This is a genomic window from Nonomuraea fuscirosea (assembly GCF_003001935.1).
Lineage (GTDB): Bacteria > Actinomycetota > Actinomycetes > Streptosporangiales > Streptosporangiaceae > Nonomuraea > Nonomuraea fuscirosea.
Genome location: NZ_PVNG01000013.1, coordinates 125,833 through 144,291, shown reverse-complemented (window position 1 = coordinate 144,291; position 18,459 = coordinate 125,833). Strand labels below are relative to the sequence as shown.

15 protein-coding genes are annotated in these 18,459 nt (G+C 69.9%); 14 read left to right on the top strand and 1 reads right to left on the bottom strand.

Going from position 1 to position 18,459, the window contains the following annotated elements; genetic code table 11:
- Window positions 1–11 precede the first annotated feature (11 nt).
- Genes B0I32_RS28895 through B0I32_RS28865 form a run of 7 tightly spaced genes read left to right on the top strand, consistent with a single transcriptional unit; the run spans window position 12 to window position 7,651 of the window.
- Entirely contained in the window at window positions 12–1,220 is a 1,209-nt protein-coding gene (locus tag B0I32_RS28895) for a dipeptidase (protein WP_106245407.1), read from the top strand.
- Window positions 1,220–2,797: an ABC transporter substrate-binding protein gene (locus B0I32_RS28890; protein WP_106245127.1), complete on the top strand. Its 1,578-nt coding sequence runs from the start codon at window positions 1,220–1,222 to the stop codon at window positions 2,795–2,797. Before B0I32_RS28895 ends, B0I32_RS28890 begins: the two co-directional genes overlap by 1 nt.
- 5 nt (window positions 2,798–2,802) lie before the next feature.
- Window positions 2,803–3,756 carry an ABC transporter permease gene (locus B0I32_RS28885; RefSeq protein WP_181307889.1) on the top strand — a complete coding sequence of 318 codons (954 nt, stop codon included), beginning with the start codon at window positions 2,803–2,805 and terminating at the stop codon, window positions 3,754–3,756.
- Entirely contained in the window at window positions 3,753–4,607 is an 855-nt protein-coding gene (locus B0I32_RS28880; RefSeq protein ID WP_106245126.1) for an ABC transporter permease, read from the top strand. The genes B0I32_RS28885 and B0I32_RS28880 overlap by 4 nt, the downstream gene beginning before the upstream one ends.
- Window positions 4,604–5,773, top strand: a complete 1,170-nt coding sequence (locus B0I32_RS28875) for a M24 family metallopeptidase (RefSeq protein ID WP_106245125.1) — start codon at window positions 4,604–4,606, stop codon at window positions 5,771–5,773. The genes B0I32_RS28880 and B0I32_RS28875 overlap by 4 nt, the downstream gene beginning before the upstream one ends.
- A 23-nt stretch (window positions 5,774–5,796) precedes the next feature.
- Window positions 5,797–6,636 carry an alpha/beta fold hydrolase gene (locus B0I32_RS28870; protein ID WP_106245123.1) on the top strand — a complete coding sequence of 280 codons (840 nt, stop codon included), beginning with the start codon at window positions 5,797–5,799 and terminating at the stop codon, window positions 6,634–6,636.
- 19 nt (window positions 6,637–6,655) lie between these two features.
- Window positions 6,656–7,651, top strand: a complete 996-nt coding sequence (locus B0I32_RS28865; RefSeq protein ID WP_181307888.1) for an Lrp/AsnC family transcriptional regulator — start codon at window positions 6,656–6,658, stop codon at window positions 7,649–7,651.
- A 13-nt stretch (window positions 7,652–7,664) separates the two neighbouring features.
- Here the strand turns inward: B0I32_RS28865 and B0I32_RS28860 are convergent, their stop codons facing one another.
- Window positions 7,665–9,026 (bottom strand): phenylacetate--CoA ligase family protein, encoded by a 1,362-nt coding sequence (locus B0I32_RS28860; RefSeq protein ID WP_106245120.1) that lies wholly within the window; start codon window positions 9,024–9,026, stop codon window positions 7,665–7,667.
- Window positions 9,027–9,165: 139 nt separating this feature from the next.
- Between B0I32_RS28860 and lon the strand changes: the two genes are divergently transcribed.
- The 7 genes from lon to B0I32_RS28825 all read left to right on the top strand — a co-directional run bounded on the left by lon (window position 9,166) and on the right by B0I32_RS28825 (window position 18,397).
- Window positions 9,166–11,529, top strand: coding sequence for an endopeptidase La (lon, locus tag B0I32_RS28855; RefSeq protein WP_106245118.1), 2,364 nt, complete (start codon window positions 9,166–9,168; stop codon window positions 11,527–11,529).
- A 571-nt stretch (window positions 11,530–12,100) separates the two neighbouring features.
- Entirely contained in the window at window positions 12,101–13,063 is a 963-nt protein-coding gene (locus B0I32_RS28850) for a methionine ABC transporter ATP-binding protein (RefSeq protein WP_106245116.1), read from the top strand.
- Window positions 13,060–13,716, top strand: coding sequence for a methionine ABC transporter permease (locus tag B0I32_RS28845; protein ID WP_106245114.1), 657 nt, complete (start codon window positions 13,060–13,062; stop codon window positions 13,714–13,716). The genes B0I32_RS28850 and B0I32_RS28845 overlap by 4 nt, the downstream gene beginning before the upstream one ends.
- An 8-nt stretch (window positions 13,717–13,724) precedes the next feature.
- Complete coding sequence (locus tag B0I32_RS28840) at window positions 13,725–14,558, top strand: MetQ/NlpA family ABC transporter substrate-binding protein (RefSeq protein ID WP_106245113.1); 834 nt, start codon at window positions 13,725–13,727, stop codon at window positions 14,556–14,558.
- Between the two features lie 135 nt (window positions 14,559–14,693).
- The gene (locus tag B0I32_RS28835; RefSeq protein WP_146178348.1) at window positions 14,694–15,275 is read left to right on the top strand and encodes a hypothetical protein; all 582 of its coding nucleotides are present in this window, start codon (window positions 14,694–14,696) and stop codon (window positions 15,273–15,275) included.
- Between the two features lie 183 nt (window positions 15,276–15,458).
- Entirely contained in the window at window positions 15,459–16,994 is a 1,536-nt protein-coding gene (locus B0I32_RS28830; protein WP_106245110.1) for an AMP-binding protein, read from the top strand.
- A gap of 152 nt (window positions 16,995–17,146) precedes the next feature.
- Window positions 17,147–18,397, top strand: coding sequence for a S1C family serine protease (locus B0I32_RS28825; RefSeq protein ID WP_106245109.1), 1,251 nt, complete (start codon window positions 17,147–17,149; stop codon window positions 18,395–18,397).
- Window positions 18,398–18,459 lie beyond the last annotated feature (62 nt).

Genomic DNA, 18,459 nt, shown 5'->3' with positions numbered 1-18,459 from the left:
GGGGTTACCAGATGCTGGAAGCTGCGAAGAGCTACAAGGGCTACCGTTCGTACGAATACCTGGAGGCGGGTGTCGACTACCGCCGGTTCGACCTGGCGCCGGAGCTCGGCCGGGTGCCGGCCTACCAGGGGCCCGAGCTGACCTCCGAGCAGAGCGAGCGCGTCCGTCGCCTGCTCACCGACAGCCTGGTCGTCTCCCTGCACGACCACCCGTCGATCTTCCCCGACGACATCGGCCAGACCGTGGACTACAACCGCACGGCCCGCCACCACACCGGCTACGAGGGCCTGGCCCGCTCCGGCATGACCGTCGTCTTCGACAACCTCATGGACGGAACCTGCTGCATCACCAGCCAGGCCGGCTGGAAGTGGAACGACGTGGTGGCCGACATCGGCATGCGCCTGTCGGACCTGGCCCACCAGGACTACCTGATCAAGGTCGAGCGCCTGGCCGACGTGCGCGAGGCGCACGCCAGCGGCCGGATCGGCCTCGTGCTCGCCCTGGAGGCGGCCACGATGATCGAGAACGAGGTCGACCGGATCGACATGCTGTACGGCTTCGGCGTCCGCCAGATGGGCATCGCCTACAGCGAGGCCAACACCCTGGGCAGCGGCCTGAAGGAGCGCGGCGACGGCGGGCTGACGCTGTTCGGCGAGAAGGCCGTGCGCCGGATGAACAAGCTGGGCATCGCCATCGACGTCTCCCACTCCGGCGACCAGACCTCGCTCGACACGATCCGCCACTCCGAGCGGCCGATCCTCATCACCCACGCGGGCGCCCGCTCCGTCTGGCCGACGAACCGGATGAAGCCGGACTCGGTCATCAAGGCCGCGGCCGAGCGCGGCGGCGTGATCGGCCTGGAGGCGGCCCCGCACACCACGCTGTCGCCCGACCACCCCCGGCACAGCCTGGAGTCGGTGATGGACCACTTCACGTACTGTGTAGACCTGGTCGGCATCGACCACGTGGCCTTCGGGCCCGACACGCTGTTCGGCGACCACGTGGGGCTGCACGACACGTTCGCCGAGCACCTGTCGCTCAACGAGGCCCACGCGGGCCAGGCGTACGAGAAGGTCCCGTACGTGGACGGCCTGGAGAACCCGGCCGAGTGCTTCTGGAACATCATCTCGTGGCTCGTCACCCACGGTTACTCCGACGACGAGATCACCAAGGTCGTCGGCGGCAATGTCATGCGCGTGCTGGAAGAGGTCTGGATCTGATGAGACGTGCGGTCCTTCTCACCGCGCTGGCCGTCGCGCTTACGGCCTGCGCTCCCAGCGTGCCCGGCTCCTCTGGCTCCTCCGGCTCTCCCGGCGCGCAGGCGCCCGCCAGCGCCGACCGGCTGACCATCGGCACGACCGCCGACGTGGTCAACTACAACCCGCTGGTCGGCAACAGCCGGACGGACTCGTGGGTCACCGACCTCATGTACCCGAAGCTGACCCAGATGGACGCCACCGGCAAGCGGATCCCGTACCTGGCGACCGAATGGTCCTACTCCGAGGACGGCAAGACCGCCACCGCCAAGCTGCGCGACGACATGAAGTGGTCCGACGGCAAGCCGGTCACCGCCTCCGACGTCGTGTTCTCGGTGACGGCGGTGCAGAAGGAGAAGTTCGGCGTGGTGGCCGGGCTCATCACCGCGCTGGACGAGGCCGAGGCGGTCTCGCCGACCGAGGTGCGCTTCAAGCTCAGCCGCCCCGACGGGACGTTCCTCGACAACGTGGGCTTCTGGCTGCCCGTCGTGCCCGAGGACGTCTTCTCCAAGGCGCCGAGCGTGCAGAAGTTCGCCAACGACAAGGACTGGGTCAGCGCCGGCCCGTTCAAGCTGACCAAGGTCGAGCGCGGCCAGCGCTACATCATGGACCGGGTGGACGACTTCGGGCCCGGCAAGCCCACGGTCAAGCAGGTCGTCTTCCGCGTCTTCCCCGACGTCAACACCGAGGTCCTGGCGCTGCGCAACGGCGAGATCGACATGATCGGCAACGTGCTGCCGCCGGCCACCGCGACCGAGCTGAAGAGCGACACCGCGGTCAAGCTGCAGGAGATCCCGTCGCTGGGCTGGGCGCACCTGCAGTACAACACCAAGCGCAAGCCGCTCGACGACGTCCGCGTCCGCCAGGCGCTGGCCCACGCCGTGGACTACGAGGCGATCAGGAACATCGCGCTGAAGGGCTTCGCCAAGTCCTCCAACTCCAGCGTGCTGACGCCCTCGCTGCCCCAGTGGACCGACCAGGCCTCGAAGGAGTACGCCTTCGACCCCGAGCAGTCCAAGAAGCTGCTGGCCGAGGCCGGGCAGACGAACCTGCGCCTGGGCATGATCTACGACCAGGCCGACCCGAACATCGCCCGCTGGGCGCCCATGGTCCGCGACGCGGCCAAGAAGGCCGGGATCACGATCGAGTTGCAGGGCCTGGAGCGCAACACGTACCTGGACAAGACCACCAAGCGGGACTTCGACATCTACGCTGGCTCGTGGGCGGTCATGGACAACCCGCCCGCCAACCTGGGGCTGGCCTTCAAGAGCGGCGGGTTCATCAACTACGCCCAGGTCGAGGATCCCAAGCTGGACGACCTGATCGACCAGGCGCAGCGGGCGCTCACCCAGGAGGAGGCCAAGCCGCCGATCCAGGAGGCGGCCCGGATGATCCACGACCAGGTCTACGACAACGTCCTGTACGTCGAGACGTTCAACGTCGCCCACTCCGCCAAGTGGACCGGGTTCCAGCCGATGCCCAGCGAGCTGCTGTCCATCCTGAACCCGCTCTCCCTGGCCGCGGCGAAGCCGGCGGGCTGATCGGCATGCGCTTCATCGGCCTCCGGCTGGCCCGCGGCCTGCTCACCCTCTGGTTCGCGGTCACGGTGACGTTCTTCCTGGTCCGTCTGCTGCCAGGAGATCCGGTGCTGGCCGTGGCCGATCCGAACATGACCGAGGAACTGCGTCAGAAGCTGCTGGCCGACTTCGGCCTGGACAAGCCGCTGGCGGCGCAGTACCTCGACTATCTCGGCCAGCTCGTGCAGGGCAACCTCGGCATGTCCTTCCGCCAGTCGATCCCCGTGACGACCGTGCTCATGGAACGGCTGCCGTGGACGCTGATCCTGACGATCTCGGCCATGGTGGTGACGATCGCGCTGGGCATCCCGCTCGGCGTGCTCGCCGCCACCAGGGCCAAGGGCTGGCTGGACCGCGTCATCCAGCTCACCGGCGTCACCGCGCAGTCGCTGTTCGTGCCGAGCGTCGGCATCCTGCTCATGTACGTGCTGGGCGTCTGGCTCGGCTGGTTCCCCATCGGCGGGGCGGTCGACCTCGACGCCACCGGCCTGGGCGCCACGCTCAGCATGCTGCACCACCTGGTGCTGCCGTGCCTGTCGCTGGTCTTCATCCAGCTCGGCGGCTACGTGCTGACGATGCGGACCACGCTCATCGAGGCGCTCGGCGAGGACTACGTCTCCCTGGCCAAGGCCAAGGGCGTGCGGCGGGGGAAGGTCGTGTGGAAGCACGCGCTGCGCAACGCGTTGCTGCCCACCACCACGATCGCCGGGCTGCAGCTCGGCACCCTCGTCGGCGGCGCGGTGCTGACCGAGACGATCTACGCCTATCCCGGCATCGGCCGCGCCATCTACGAGGCCGTCGGCCAGCTCGACTTCCCCGTCCTGCAGGGCGCGTTCGTGCTGCTCGCGGCCGCCGTGGTGGCGGCCAACCTGATCACCGACGTGGCCTACGGAATCCTCGACCCCAGGGTGCGTACCTCATGACGGCAGCCGCCGTGGAACTCACGCCGCGCCGGCGGACCTGGTCCTCCTTCCGCCGCAACCCTCTCGGCGTGGCCAGCGGGCTGCTGCTGCTCCTGCTGGCCCTGGTCGCGATCTGCGCGCCGCTGATCGCGCCCTTCCCCGAGGGGTACGGCGCCGACACCTCCCAGCCGCCCTCCTCCGCCCACTGGTTCGGCACCGACGACATCGGCCAGGACGTCTTCGCCCAGGTCGTCTGGGGCACCAGGGTCAGCATGGCGGTCGGCGTCAGCGCCTCCGTGCTGGCCATCGTCATCGGCCTGCTCATCGGCGTCTGCGCCGCCTACTTCCGCCGCCTGGACACCCCGCTCGGCGTGCTGGTGGACCTGTCGCTGTCGCTGCCCGTGCTGCCGCTGATGATCCTCGTCGCGGCGCTGGCCGGGCCCAGCGTGCGCACGCTGGCCGTGGTGATCGCGCTGTTCAGCTGGCCCGAGGTGGCCCGCGTGGTGCGCTCGCAGGCCCTGGCCATCGTGCCGATGCCGTTCGTGTCGGCGGCCAAGGTCGTCGGCGGCTCGTCCCTGTGGATCGTGCGCAAGCACCTGCTGCCCGGCGTCGTCCCCGTCGTCGGCGTGTCCGTCGTGCTGACCACCTCCCGCGCCGTGCTGTCCGAGGCCGGGCTCTCCTTCCTCGGGCTCGGCGACCCGAACAGCTGGTCGTGGGGCACGATCCTGCACAAGGCCCAGCAGTCCGGCGCGCTGGCCTCCGCCTGGTGGACCACCCTGTTCCCGTCGCTGGCCATCCTGCTGCTCGTCCTGTCCACGACGCTGCTCTCCGTGGCCTACAACGACGCCCGCAACCACAGGAGCGACACATGACCTTCTCCCAGCGGCTGCCCGGCGCCTTCTACGCGGGCGCGCTCGACCGGGTACGAGCGGAGATGTCCCGCGAGGGCCTGTCCGCCCTGATCCTCGACGACCCGCTCGACGTCGCCTACCTCACCGGCTTCCACCACTTCCCGAACGAGCGGCCGGTCGCCTGCTGGCTGCCGCTCGACGGCGAGCCCGTGCTGCTCGTGCCCGACCTGGAACGCGAGTACGCCCTGGACCAGCGGGCGCGGGCCGAGATCGTGGCCTACCCCGAGTTCCCCGGCGTCAGGTCGCCGTTCGCGGTCCTGGCCGCGCACGTCCCCGCTCCCGGCGCCGCCGCGTACGCGCCCTCGACCAGCGTGGGCCGGGTGGAGGCGCTGGCCGAGGCGTTCCCCTCGACCCGCTGGAGCGCCTCGGGCGCGCTCGGCCGGGTGCGGCTGCGCAAGCTGCACGAGGAGATCACGCTGCACGAGGAGGCCGCCCGCATCGCCGACCAGATGATCGAGGCCGGCGTCGAGCTGGTCAGGTCGGCCGTCGAGGCGGGCGGCGAGCTGCCCACCGAGACCGAGCTGGCCGGGCACGTCATCTCCCACGGCTCCCGCCTCATGTACGCCAGGCACGAGGACGTCGTCGTCGTGCCCATGCTGACCGGCGGCCTCGTCTACGGCGGTCCCAACTCCGCCCAGCCGCACCGCCTGCCCGGCGGCGACCGGCTGCGCGCGGGGGAGACGTTCATGCTCTCGCTCGGCTGCGCCGTCGGCGGCCGGTTCGTGGAGAGCGAGCGCACGTTCGTCATCGGCGAGCCCACCCCCGAGCAGGCCCGCTACTACGAGGTCGTCCGCGAGGCGCAGGAGACCGGCACCGAGGCTCTCGTCCCCGGCATCACCTGCGAGGAGGCCAACCGCCGCTGCCTGGCGGTGATCGAGCGGGCCGGGCTCGCCGAGCACATCAGGCACCGGCAGGGGCACGGCATCGGGCTCGGCTTCCACGAGCCGCCCTGGCTGTCCTACGGCGACACGACCGAGCTGGCCCCCGGCATGATCCTGTCCAGCGAGCCCGGGGTCTACGTGCCCGGCCACGCCGGATACCGCATCTCCGACACCGTCCTGGTCACCGAGTCAGGGCCGCGCCGGCTGACGGCGTACCCGCGCGAGCTCACCGACGTCATCATCTGATCATCTGTTCTGGAAGGACCGTCTTGTTCGTCGACATCAACGGCAACCGGCTCAACGTCGAAGTCCTCGGCGAGGGCGACGACGTCATCATCGCCCACCACGGCGCGCCGGGCCTCGGCTCGCTCGCCGAGCCCAGGAGCAGCTTCGGCCGGCTCGCGGACGCGTACAAGGTGGTCGTCTTCGACGCCCGGGGATCAGGACAGAGCGGGCAGAACGGCCCGTTCACCCACGAGCAGTGGGTCGCCGACGTCGAGGGCCTGCGCCGGTGGCTCGGCGTCGAGCGCGTCGTCATCGCCGGCGGCTCCTACGGCGGCTTCATCGCCATGGAGTACGCCGCCCGTCACCCCGACCGGGTCAGCGCCGTCGTGCTGCGCGACACCTCCGCCGACAACGCCAACCAGGACCTGGCCATCCGCAACGCCGCCGCCTCCTCCCGGGTCACCATCGACCGGGCCAAGCTCGACCGGATCATGTCCGGCACCGTGCGCGACGACGACGACCTGCGCGACTGCTGGCGCGAGATCCTCCCCCTGTACGACCACGACTACGACCCCGGCGCGGTGGAGCAGCGCGTGGCCGCCACGCCCTACCACTACGCCACCCACAACTACGCCTTCGCCGTCAACCAGCCGAACTACGACATCAAGCACCTCCTGCCCGGCATCACCGCGCCGACCCTGATCACCGTCGGCCGCCACGACTGGATCACCCCCGTCGAGTGCAGCCGCACCATCGCCGGCCTGATCCCCGGCTCCGAGCTGCGGATCTTCGAGAAGTCCGGGCACTCGCCGCAGGTCGAGGAGGCCGAACTGTGGGAGGCCACCGTGCGCGGCTTCCTGTCCGAGGTGCGCGACCGGGGCTGAACGCGCGATGATGCCTCCGATGGATGATCTCGACGACCTGGACCGCAGGATTCTCGCCGCGCTCCATGTGAACGGCCGTGCCAGCTGGACCGACATCGCCCAGCTGCTCGGCATCTCCACCACCACGGTGGCGCGGCGGGCCCAGCACCTCATGGGCGCGGGCCTGGCCCGCGTGGCGGTGCTGCCGCACCTGGAGCACGAGGGGCCGATCCACGTGTTCCTGGTGCGGCTGACCTGTGCGCCCGGCAGCCAGCTCAGAGTGGCCGGGCTTCTGGCGAAAAATCCGGACATCCGATACGTCACCATCGTCACCGGCGGCTACGACATCGTCTTCGAGCTGGTCGCGCCCAAGCACCGCGACCTCTACTCGATGCTGGTCGACTACGTGCACTCCGTGCCGGGGGCGCAGCAGAGCAACGCCGACCTGGTGCTGCACACGTACAAGGTGAGCTACGACTGGAGCGTGCCCGTCCTGGGCGAGAAGGCGGCGCCGTTCGCACTGCACCGGCCCGTCCACACCTGCGAACGCGGCCACCTCGACGACGTCGACCGCGAGGTGCTGGCCGCCCTGCGGGAGGACGGCCGGGCCAGCTTCCAGTCCGTCGGCCGCCGCCTCGGCATCAGCGAGAGCACCGCCAGGCGGCGGCTGGAGTCCATGCTCGACCGGGGCTGCGCCAGCGTCACCACCTTCATCCCGGCGGCGGCGCTCGGCTACGAGGCCGAGATCCTGCTGTGGCTGACGGTCGAGCCGAGCATGCAGGAGAGCGTGGCCGAGCGGCTGGCCGGCGAGCGCGGCGTCCGCATGATCGCCTCCACGCTGGGGCAGGCCTCGCTGGTCTGCGAGGTGATTGTGCCCACCACCGCCGACCTGCACCACTTCACCTCCCGCACGCTGGCCGCGGTGCCGGGGATCCACTCGTGGACGGCGGGTGTGCAGGTGCTGACGGTCAAGCGCGGCTTCCTCATGGTGCCCTGGGCGGAGTCGCGCATCGACGCCGCCCTCACCCCCACGTAGGCCCTACCGGGTCCTACCGGGTGTAGCGGTGCTTGGCGCCCGGCGGGAAGTAGTCGGGGTCGCCGGCCTCCCGCAGCCGGACGAACGGCATCTGCCGTCCGGCCGGCACGTACGCGGCGAACTCGCTGTTCAGCCGGAGCAGCTGGGCCAGGATCGACGCGCCCGCCGCCTGGGCGATCTCCTCGGAGGGCCGCTCGCCCGGCGCCAGCTCCACCGTCACCGTCAGGTGCCGGTCGTGCCGCTCGTCCTCGGCCACCTCCAGCACGAACTTGCCGGTGACCGACCCGCTCACCTCCGCCTGCTCCAGGCCGATCGCGATGTTCTCCGGGTAGACGTTCGCGCCGTAGTAGGACACCGTGAAGTGGCTGCGGCCGAAGACGTACACGAAGGGCCGCTCGGGGCCCTCCCGCTCCGGCCGGTAGCCGTGGGCGCGGACGAACCCCAGCAGCTCCTCGTACGGCAGCACGCCGCCCTCGTCGGCGATGTGGTAGCGGACGAGCGGCACGCCGTTGTCGCCGGAGAACAGCAGCGTGCCCTGGTGCTCCTCGAAGTAGCGGACGTCCGGGTCGTACTGGACGAGGGTGGGCAGCCTGGACTCCCCGAACAACTCCCTGGCCAGGCCGGGGCGGGCGGCCAGGAAACGGCGGATGCCGACCGACAGCGCGGTCTCGTTGCCCAGGACGCCCGCGTCGGCGGTGCCGTACAGGGAGGCGACGCCCCGCACCGGGTCGGCGATGCCGGCCCGCTCGGCGACCAGCGTGCGCCACTCCTCGCTGAACACCTCGCCCGCCGTGACCAGCTTGACGTTCCACTCCGCCCAGGGCAGGTCCTCGCCGTCGACGACGTTCTTCAGGAACGGCGGATAACCGAGCAGCACGACCTGGTCGAAGTACGGGGCCAGCTCGGGCAGCACCCGCGCGATCTCCCGCCGGTCGGAGCCCGGGGCGACCACGGTGATCGGGTAACCGCGCTCGGCCAGGTGACGGCAGCACCCGAGGGTGAACAGGCCGCCGACCCAGGTGCCGAGCGCGAAGCAGACCACGGCGAGCGTCCGGCGCTCCCGGGCCTGGAAGGAGTCCCTGAACACCTCCTCGAACCGCTCGGCGATGACCCGCTCGTCGCCCGCCGAGCGCGGCCAGAACGACGGCGTGCCGGTGGAGCCGGACGAGACGGCGATCATGTCCCCGATCACGCCGTTCCTGCACAGGTCGGGCAGCGGGTGCCGCAGGGTGTAGGTGTCCTTCGTGGTCATGGGCAGGCGGGCGAAGTCGTCCAGCGTGGTGATCTTCTCGGGGTCCACCTGCTGCTCGGCGAGGAACCTGCCGTAGGCGGGCACGGTGGCCGCCACCTCGTGGAAGAGCGCAACCGGGTCCATTGGCCGACTGTACGACGGGACCCGCTTTCGATGCGGCGCTTACATGATTACGATCGCCGTGAGCGAACATCGGCAAGGAAGGGAACACGATGGGGCTCCGATGAGTTGAGCCGGTATAACTCAACCCTTGGGAGTTCGTATGAGTGAGAGCTTGATCCTCCCGGTCCTGCCGCTGGACGACGAGGTCGTGCTGCCGGGCATGGTGGTTCCGCTGGACCTGTCCGACTCCGAGGTGCGCGCCGCGATCGACGCGGCCCGTGCATCCGGTGGCAACAAGCCACGGGTCCTTCTCGTTCCCCGGATCGACGGCCGTTACGGCGCCATCGGCGTTCAGGCCGTCGTCGAGCAGGTCGGGAGGCTCCCCGGTGGCGAGCCCGCCGCCGTCGTGCGCGGCGTCAACCGGGTCAGGGTCGGCACCGGCACCACCGGTCCCGGCGCCGCGCTGTGGGTCGAGGCCGACACCATCGACACCGTGGCCGTCGGCGAGCGCGCCCAGGAGCTGGCCAAGGAGTACAAGGTCCTGGCCACCACCATCCTGCAGAAGCGCGGCGCCTGGCAGGTCGTCGACCAGGTCAACCAGATCGACGACCCGTCCGTGCTGGCCGACAGCTCCGGCTACACCCCGTGGCTGACCACGGCGCAGAAGGTCGAGCTGCTGGAGGCGGCCGACCCGGCCGACCGGCTGGCCAAGCTGGTCGAGTGGTCCCGCGACCACCTCGCCGAGCTCGACGTCGCCGAGACGATCCGCAAGGACGTCCAGGAGGGCATGGAGAAGCAGCAGCGCGAGTTCCTGCTGCGCCAGCAGCTCGCCGCCGTGCGCAAGGAGCTCAAGGAGCTCAACGGCGACTCCGCCGAGACCGAGGAAGAGGACTACCGGGTCCGGGTGGAAGCCGCCGACCTGCCGGAGAAGGTGCGCGAGGCCGCCCTCAAGGAGGTCGACAAGCTGGAGCGCACCTCCGACCAGTCGCCCGAGACCGGCTGGATCCGCACCTGGCTGGACACCGTGCTCGACATCCCGTGGAACGAGCGCACCGAGGACAACTACGACATCGCCGGCGCCCGGGCCGTGCTCGACGCCGACCACACCGGCCTGGCCGACGTGAAGGACCGCATCATCGAGCACCTGGCCGTGCGCAAGCGCCGCCAGGACAAGGGCCTCGGCGTGGTCGGCGGCCGGCGCAGCGGCGCCGTGCTGGCGCTGGCCGGCCCTCCCGGAGTCGGCAAGACGTCCCTGGGCGAGTCCGTGGCCCGCGCGATGGGCCGCAAGTTCGTCCGCGTCGCGCTCGGCGGCGTCCGCGACGAGGCCGAGATCCGCGGCCACCGGCGCACCTACGTCGGCGCGCTGCCCGGCCGCGTCGTCCGCGCGATCCGCGAGGCCGGCTCGATGAACCCGGTCGTCCTGCTCGACGAGGTCGACAAGGTCGGCGCCGACTACCGCGGCGACCCGACGGCCGCCCTGCTCGAAGTGCTCGACCCGGCGCAGAACCACACGTTCCGCGACCACTACCTGGAGGTCGAGCTCGACCTGTCCGACGTGCTGTTCCTGGCCACGGCCAACGTCCTGGAGGCCATCCCCGGGCCGCTGCTCGACCGCATGGAGATCGTCACCCTCGACGGCTACACCGAGGACGAGAAGGTGGCCATCGCCCGCGACCACCTGCTGCCCAGGCAGCTGGAGCTGGCCGGGCTGACCTCCGAGGAGGTCACGGTCGAGGACGCGGCGCTGCGCCGGCTGGCCGCCGAATACACCCGCGAGGCCGGGGTCCGCTCGCTGGAGCGCTCGGTCGCGCGGATCCTGCGCAAGGTGACCGCCAAGGGCGAGCTGCCCGTCACCGTGGGCGAGGCCGACCTGGTCGACTACATCGGACGGCCCAGGTTCGTGCCGGAGTCGTCGCTGCCCGAGGCCAAGCAGCGCACCTCCGTTCCGGGCGTGGCCACCGGGCTGGCCGTCACCGGGGCCGGCGGCGACGTGCTCTACGTGGAGGCGTCGCTGGCCGACCCGGAGACCGGCGAGACCGGGCTCACCCTGACCGGCCAGCTCGGCGACGTGATGAAGGAGTCGGCCAGGATCGCCCTGTCCTACCTGCGTTCGCACGGCGCGGAGCTGGAGCTGCCGGTCACCGCGCTGAAGGACCGCTCGGTGCACGTCCACTTCCCCGCGGGCGCCGTGCCGAAGGACGGGCCCTCCGCCGGTGTGACCCTGACGACGGCGCTGGCCTCGCTCCTGTCCGGGCGGCTGGTGCGCGGCGACGTGGCCATGACGGGTGAGATCTCGCTGACCGGGCGGGTGCTGCCGATCGGCGGCGTCAAGCAGAAGCTGCTGGCGGCGCACCGGGCGGGCATCACGACCGTCCTCATCCCGGCCCGCAACGAGCCCGACCTGGACGACGTGCCCGAGGAGGTCCGCGCCGAGCTGACCATCCACGCGGTCAGCGACGTGCGCGAGGTCCTGGACATCGCGCTCGCCCCGGCCTCGGTCGCCTCGACCTCCGTGGCCGCCTGACCGTCCGGCTGAGAGGGCCTCGTGATCTTCTGATCACGGGGCCCTCTTTGGGAACTATGGAGCGCGCCGCGCACGTTCTCCCTCATGTCACCTTCCGGCATTAGGAGCGATATGGGCAACATGGGCGTCCCGGAACTTCTCCAGCTGCTGGTGATCGGCGCCGTGGTGTTCCTCATCGTGCGCCTGGCGATGCGCCTGCGCCGGAAGTAACGGCGCTCGTACCGTAGTGTGAAGTAGCGGAGCGTGACACAGATCACGAAACCGACGGGGAATAGCGGAAATCGCCCGGCCGTTACCTAGGGCGTGAACGAGGCAACCGCGACCGCGAGCAGCGCCCCAGGAGGCGCCCTGGATCGCCGTGCGTGTACGGGGCGAATGCCGGCCCGTTGAAGCAACCCGTCCGCCCGTTCTCTCCGAAGGTCGTCATGATCACACCTGGTTACGTGCTGCGCAGGCTGAGCCACCTGCCGTTCCACCCCGGCACCCGCTGAGCCTCCCGGGCTCTTTCCTTCCAGGTGATGTACGTTTCCGCGGCCCCGCCACAGGCCGCCCTCAGTCGTGGGGATTCTCCGTGATCCAGGCTTCCGGCCTGCGCAAGCAGTACGGCGACACCGTCGCGCTCGACGGCGTCGACCTGCACGTGCGCGAAGGCGAGATCTACGGCGTGCTCGGCCAGAGCGGCGCCGGCAAGAGCACGCTCCTGCGCTGCGTCAACCTGCTCGAACGCCCCACCGCGGGCACCGTCACCGTCGCGGGCCAGGACCTGACCGCGCTCGGCAGCCGGGAGCTCAACCGGGCCAGGCAGCGCATCGGCATGATCCACCAGCACTTCGCCCTGCTCTCCTCGCGCACGGTCGCCGGCAACGTCGCCTTCCCGCTGGAGGTCATGGGCGTGCCCGCGGCCGAGCGCGAGCGCCGCGTCGCCGAGCTGCTGGAGCTCGTCGGCCTGGACGGCCGCGGCAAGGACCGCCCGCACCAGCTCTCGGGCGGCCAGAAGCAGCGCGTCGGCATCGCCAGGGCGCTGGCCGGCAACCCGGCGGTGCTGCTGTCGGACGAGGCCACCTCGGCGCTCGACCCGGCCACCACGCAGTCGATCCTCGCCCTGCTCAAACGGCTCAACACCGAGCTCGGCCTGACGATCCTGCTCATCACCCACGAGATGAACGTGGTCAAGAGCGTCTGCGACTCGGTCGCCATCATGACCGGCGGCCGGATCGAGGAGTCCGGCGCCATCGCCGATCTGATCAGGACGCCCGGCTCCCGCCTGACCAGGGAGATCTTCCCGCTGCCCGAACCAGGGCCGGTCGGCTCGGTGACGCTCACGTTCACCGGCGACCCGCGCCAGCCCGTGGTCTCGGAGGTGGTGCGGAAGTTCGACGTGGACCTCAGCATCCTCGGCGGCTCCATCGAGGACCTCGCGGGGGGCTCGGTGGGCCGGTTGCGTGTCGCGCTGGAGGGCGCGGACACAGGGGCGGCGCTTTCCTACCTGCGTGAATGCGGGCTGATCGTCGAAAGGGCGGGGGAGGCCGCGTGACCTGGGAAGAGATGCTGCCGTTGCTCGGGCCGGCGACCGTCGAGACCGCGCTGATGGTCGGGTGGTCGACGCTGTTCACCCTGCTGCTCGGGCTGCCGCTGGGCGTGGCGCTCGTGGTGTTCGACCGGGGCGGGCTGCGGCCGGTCCCGGCGCTGAAGTCGGGGCTCGGGTTCGTGGTGAACGTCGGGCGGTCGCTGCCGTTCATCGTGCTGATGATCGCGATCATCCCGTTCACCCGGCTCGTGGTCGGGACCACCATCGGGACGGCCGCGTTCGTGGTGCCGCTGACCGTGGGTGCGGTGCCGTTCTTCGCCCGGCTGGTCGAGACGGCGCTGCGCGAGGTCGGCGCGGACGTGGTGCAGGCCGCCCAGGCCATGGGCGCCAGCCGGGCCACGATCGTGCGCAAGGTGCTGCTGCCCGAGGCGCTGCCCGGCCTGATCGCCGGGCTGACCGTGACCGTGGTGGCGCTCATCGGCTATTCCGCCATGGCCGGCACGCTCGGCGGGGGCGGGCTGGGGGACCTCGCCGTCCGCTACGGCTACCAGCGCTTCGAGACGCTCCTGATGATCGTGACCGTCGTCCTGCTGCTCGTCATCGTGCAACTGCTGCAGAGCCTGGGCGACTGGGTCGCCCGGCGCCTTTCGCACAAGTAAGGAAAATCATGAGAATTCACCGCTTTGTAGGTGCCGTCGCGCTGGCTCTGTCGCTCGCCGCATGCGGTACGTCGCAGTCCGCCACCGGCACCGGCGCCGCAGCCGCCGAGGGTGCCGACGCCGTGATCAAGGTGGGTGCCAACCCGGTGCCGCACGGGGAGATCCTCGACTTCGTCAAGCAGAACCTGGCCCCGGCGGCCGGGCTCAAGCTGGAGGTCGTGGAGTTCACCGACTACGTGCAGCCGAACGTGCAGCTGCAGGAGGGCCAGCTCACGGCCAACTTCTTCCAGCACAAGCCGTACCTGGACGACTTCAACGCCTCCAAGGGCACCGACCTGACCTTCGTCGCGCCGGTCCACCTGGAGCCGCTCGGCCTGTACTCCAAGAAGATCACGAACGTGACGGCGCTGGCCGCCGGCGCGACCGTGGCGCTGCCGAACGACGCCACCAACCTGGGCCGCTCGCTCAAGCTGCTCGCCGACAACGGCGTGATCAAGCTCAAGGACGGCGCGGGGACCGCGGCCACCGAGCGCGACGTCGTCGACAACCCCAGGAAGCTGCAGTTCAAGCCGTTGGAGGCGGCCCAGCTGCCGCGCTCGCTGGAGGACGTCGACGCCGCGGTGATCAACGGCAACTACGCCATCGAGGCCGGGCTGAAGCCCGCCACGCAGGCGCTGGTGCTGGAGAAGACCGAGGGCAACCCGTACGTCAACGGCCTGGTCGTCCCGGCCGGCCACGAGAAGGACCCGAACATCGTCACCCTCGGCAAGCTGCTCCAGGACCAGAAGGTCAAGGACTTCATCAAGCAGAAGTACGAGGGCTCGGTCATTCCCGCGGAATGATATTGCACAATCGCGGACATGATCGGGAATATCACATTATCCGACGCTTGATCGTATTAAGTGCTTTGTAAGTGGGGCGCAATGCGGTGGGCGTACCAATGCGGTGTCAGTCAACCTCTCCCGAGGAGGCACCCAGTGAAATTCGTGTCCCGGATTTTGCTCGGCTTCACCGCCGCCGCCGTGGTCGCGATCGGCGCGCCCGTCGCGGCGAACGCGTCCACCACATCCGCAACAACCGCCGCTTCCTCCTACGACGGCTGGGGACCCTATTTCTCCGCCGACCACAAGGCGAAGGCCTATGGTCACGTGTCCGTCGAGAAGAAGCGGTTCAAGCACTGGTACTGGAAGACGGACGTCGTCAAGAAGCGCGAGTGCCGCAAGGACCACAAGGGTCACCGGCACTGCAAGTGGGTCGTGAAGACGTTCAAGAAGAAGGTGTGGGAGTGGCGTTTCGACTCCTTCTACTCCGTGCACAGCACGCTGCAGAACGACAAGTGGTGGGGCAAGAACAAGTGCGCGTGGGAGACGTTCAAGGTCGTCAACCACAACGGTTCCTCGTACTTCAGGACCTTCTCCCAGTGCGGCAAGCACCGCGGGCACTCCTCCTTCCACGGTAAGAACGCCGCGCACATCTACGTCAACGTGAGCCGGGGCGGCCACCACCGTCCGACCGGCCACTACTCCGGCTGGCAGGACGTGTACCACGCGGCCGTCTGATCGCCTTTCACCGGCACACCGCGAAAAACACCGCGAAAAAACACCGCGAAGCCGCGGCCTCGACGAGGAGGCCGCGGCTTCCGTCGTTCCCGGACGGGTTCCGACGCGCCGGAGCAGCGCGCCGGGGTTCGTTCGCGGGAGGATCCTGGCGCGGCGGGCGATCAACCGAATACTGTTCTAATCATGCATCCGGGAGTCATCGCAGCAGTCACCCCCGACAAGCCCGCTGTGATCATGGCGGGCTCCGGCCGGGTCGTCACCTACCGCGAGCTGGACGAGGAGTCGAACCGGCTGGCCCACCTGTTCCGCGCGGCGGGGCTGCGGCCGGGCGACCACGTCGCCTTCATGCTCGCCAACCACCCCCTCTTCCTGGCGGTCGCCTGGGCCGCGCACCGCTCGGGCCTGTACTACACGCCGGTCAGCTCGCGGCTGCAGGCCGACGAACTGGCCTACATCGTCGGCAACTGCGGCGCCCGGGTGTTCATCTCCAGCGCGGACCTGGCCGGCGTCGCCACCTCGATCACCGCCGCCACGCCGGGCGTCGAGCTGCGGCTCATGCTGGACGGCGTGGCCGACGGCTTCACGTCGTACGAGGAGGCGGTGGCGGGGCAGCCGGTCACCCCCGTCGAGGACGAGTGCACGGGCGGCGACATGCTCTACTCCTCGGGCACCACGGGCCGCCCGAAGGGCGTCAAGCTGACCTCCTCGCACGGCCCGCTGGACGAGCCCGGCATGCTGTTCAAGCTCATCCAGGGCCTGTTCGCGCCGTCCGCCGACAGCGTCTACCTCTCGCCCGCGCCGCTGTACCACGCCGCGCCGCTGCGCTACAGCCTGACGTTCCAGCGGCTCGGGGCCACGGTGGTGGTGATGGAGCGCTTCGACCCCGAGCAGTACCTGGCGCTGGTGGAGCGGTACGGCGTGACGCACTCGCAGCTCGTCCCGACGATGTTCATCAAGATGCTCAAGCTGCCGCCAGAGATCCGGAAAAAGTACGATCTCTCCTCGCTCGCTTACGCGATCCACGCCGCCGCCCCCTGCCCCGTCCCCGTCAAGGAGCAGATGATCGACTGGTGGGGCCCGATCGTCCACGAGTACTACGCGGGCACCGAGGGCAACGGTTTCCTCTACGTCGGCCCCGGCGACTGGCTGCGGCACAAGGGCACCGTCGGACGCTCGCTGCTCGGCGTCGTGCACATCTGCGACGAGGACGGCGACGACCTGCCGGCCGGCGAGCACGGCACCATCTACTTCGAGAACGGCGGCCGGTTCGAGTATCACGGCGACCCGGGCAAGACCCGCTCCGCCCAGGACCCCAAGGGCCGGGGCTGGACCACGCTGGGCGACATCGGCTACCTCGACGAGGAGGGCTTCCTGTACCTCACGGACCGCCGCTCGTACATGATCATCTCCGGCGGTGTGAACATCTACCCGCAGGAGGCCGAGAACGTGCTGTCGGTCCACCCGAAGGTGGCCGACGTCGCGGTCTTCGGGGTGCCGGACGAGGAGATGGGCGAGCAGGTCAAGGCCGTGGTCGAGCCGGTGTCCATGGACGAGGCCGGGCCGGAGCTTGAGGCGGAGCTGATCGCGTACTGCCGCGAGCGGCTGGCCCACTACAAGTGCCCCAAATCGGTGGACTTCCGGCCCGAGCTGCCCCGCCACCCGACGGGCAAGCTCTACAAGCGCCTGCTCAGGGACGAGTACTGGCCGGCGGGAAAGTAAAAATCTTGCCGCTTTTTCCGGCCGGCGGCGGTCGTCCCACCTCGATCGATAAGGCCGTCGTCAGACGCCGCCGCCTCCCGGAATCATCCCCTTAACCAGCTCTTACGCGGGACTTGACATCCTTGATTCATCGGGATTCGAGGAGATGACAGATGAACGCGAACGAGCCTCACGAGCAGGGCCCGCAGGAGAAGGGCGCCGGTGGGTGGAGCCAGTTCGGATCCGCCCCGCCGCGCCCCGGGGGCTTCCCCCGGCGCGACACGATCGCCATGGAGATGCCGCCACCACCCCCGGCCGCGCCTCCACTCAAGCACCGGTTCACCACCGGCCAGAAGGTCGTCGCGGGGCTCGCCATGGCCGCCATGGCGATCGGCGGCGGCGCCGTGGGGGCCGTCGTCGCCACCTCGTTCCAGCCCGAACCGGTGGCCAGCAGCAGCGCCAACACGCCGAGCCCGGTCTTCAAGTCGGCCGGTGACCCGCTCACCGTGGCCGAGGTCGCGGCCAAGGTGCAGCCCACCGTCGTCATGATCCAGGGACAGACCGGTGAGGGCTCGGGCGTGGTGCTGTCGGAGGACGGGCTCATCCTCACCAACAACCACGTCGCCGTGGGCGCGGGGCAGGGCGGTCAGATGACCGTCAAGTTCAGCGACGGCAAGACGGCCAAGGCCACCGTCGTCGGCACCGACCCCGCCACCGACCTCGCCGTCATCAGGGCGGAAGGCGTCTCGGGGCTGACCAAGGCCACGCTCGGCGACAGCGACCAGCTCAAGGTCGGCGACGCCGTGCTCGCCATCGGCAGCCCGCTCGGCCTGGACGGATCCGTCACGGCCGGCATCGTCAGCGCCCTCGACCGCACCCTCAACCTCGGCAACGACCAGCGGCAGCAGATCCCGCCCGGCTGGGGTCAGGAACAGCAGCAGCAGAGCGCGCCCACGACGATCGGCGGCGCCATCCAGACCGACGCCTCCATCAACCCGGGCAACTCCGGCGGCGCGCTGGTGAACGCGGCGGGCGAACTGGTCGGCATCAACACCGCCATCGCCTCCGAGGCCGCGGGCGGCGGCGTCGGCTTCGCCATCCCCGTCAACACCGCCAAGCAGGTCTCCGACCAGCTCATCCGCAACGGCAAGGTCAGCCACGCCTTCCTCGGCGTGAGCGTCACCGACGCGACGGGCGACGTGCCGGGAGCCCTCGTCCGTCAGGTGACCGCCGGAAGCCCGGCGGAGAAGGCCGGACTGCAGCAGGGCGACCTCATCACCAAAATCGGCGACAAGGCGGTTGACGGAGGCGATACCGTTGTCGGGCAGGTCAGAGGTTTCAAACCGGGCCAACAGGTCAAGATCACATATATGAGGGACGGCAAGACCGCCGACGTCACCGTGACCCTCGATGAGAACAGATAACAGGACCCCCTCATGGACGGGTGTGCCGTTGAGATCGCTGCGGACTCGGCGGCACACCCCCC

Excerpts from the sequence above, each read along its gene's own strand:
- B0I32_RS28895 (WP_106245407.1), top strand. The coding sequence starts at position 12 with ATGCTGGAAGCTGCGAAGAGCTACAAGGGCTACCGTTCGTACGAATAC.
- B0I32_RS28890 (WP_106245127.1), top strand. The coding sequence starts at position 1,220 with ATGAGACGTGCGGTCCTTCTCACCGCGCTGGCCGTCGCGCTTACGGCC.
- B0I32_RS28885 (WP_181307889.1), top strand. The coding sequence starts at position 2,803 with ATGCGCTTCATCGGCCTCCGGCTGGCCCGCGGCCTGCTCACCCTCTGG.
- B0I32_RS28880 (WP_106245126.1), top strand. The coding sequence starts at position 3,753 with ATGACGGCAGCCGCCGTGGAACTCACGCCGCGCCGGCGGACCTGGTCC.
- B0I32_RS28875 (WP_106245125.1), top strand. The coding sequence starts at position 4,604 with ATGACCTTCTCCCAGCGGCTGCCCGGCGCCTTCTACGCGGGCGCGCTC.
- B0I32_RS28865 (WP_181307888.1), top strand. The coding sequence starts at position 6,656 with ATGGATGATCTCGACGACCTGGACCGCAGGATTCTCGCCGCGCTCCAT.
- B0I32_RS28860 (WP_106245120.1), bottom strand. The coding sequence starts at position 9,026 with ATGGACCCGGTTGCGCTCTTCCACGAGGTGGCGGCCACCGTGCCCGCC.
- lon (WP_106245118.1), top strand. The coding sequence starts at position 9,166 with ATGAGTGAGAGCTTGATCCTCCCGGTCCTGCCGCTGGACGACGAGGTC.
- B0I32_RS28840 (WP_106245113.1), top strand. The coding sequence starts at position 13,725 with ATGAGAATTCACCGCTTTGTAGGTGCCGTCGCGCTGGCTCTGTCGCTC.
- B0I32_RS28830 (WP_106245110.1), top strand. The coding sequence starts at position 15,459 with ATGCATCCGGGAGTCATCGCAGCAGTCACCCCCGACAAGCCCGCTGTG.
- B0I32_RS28825 (WP_106245109.1), top strand. The coding sequence starts at position 17,147 with ATGAACGCGAACGAGCCTCACGAGCAGGGCCCGCAGGAGAAGGGCGCC.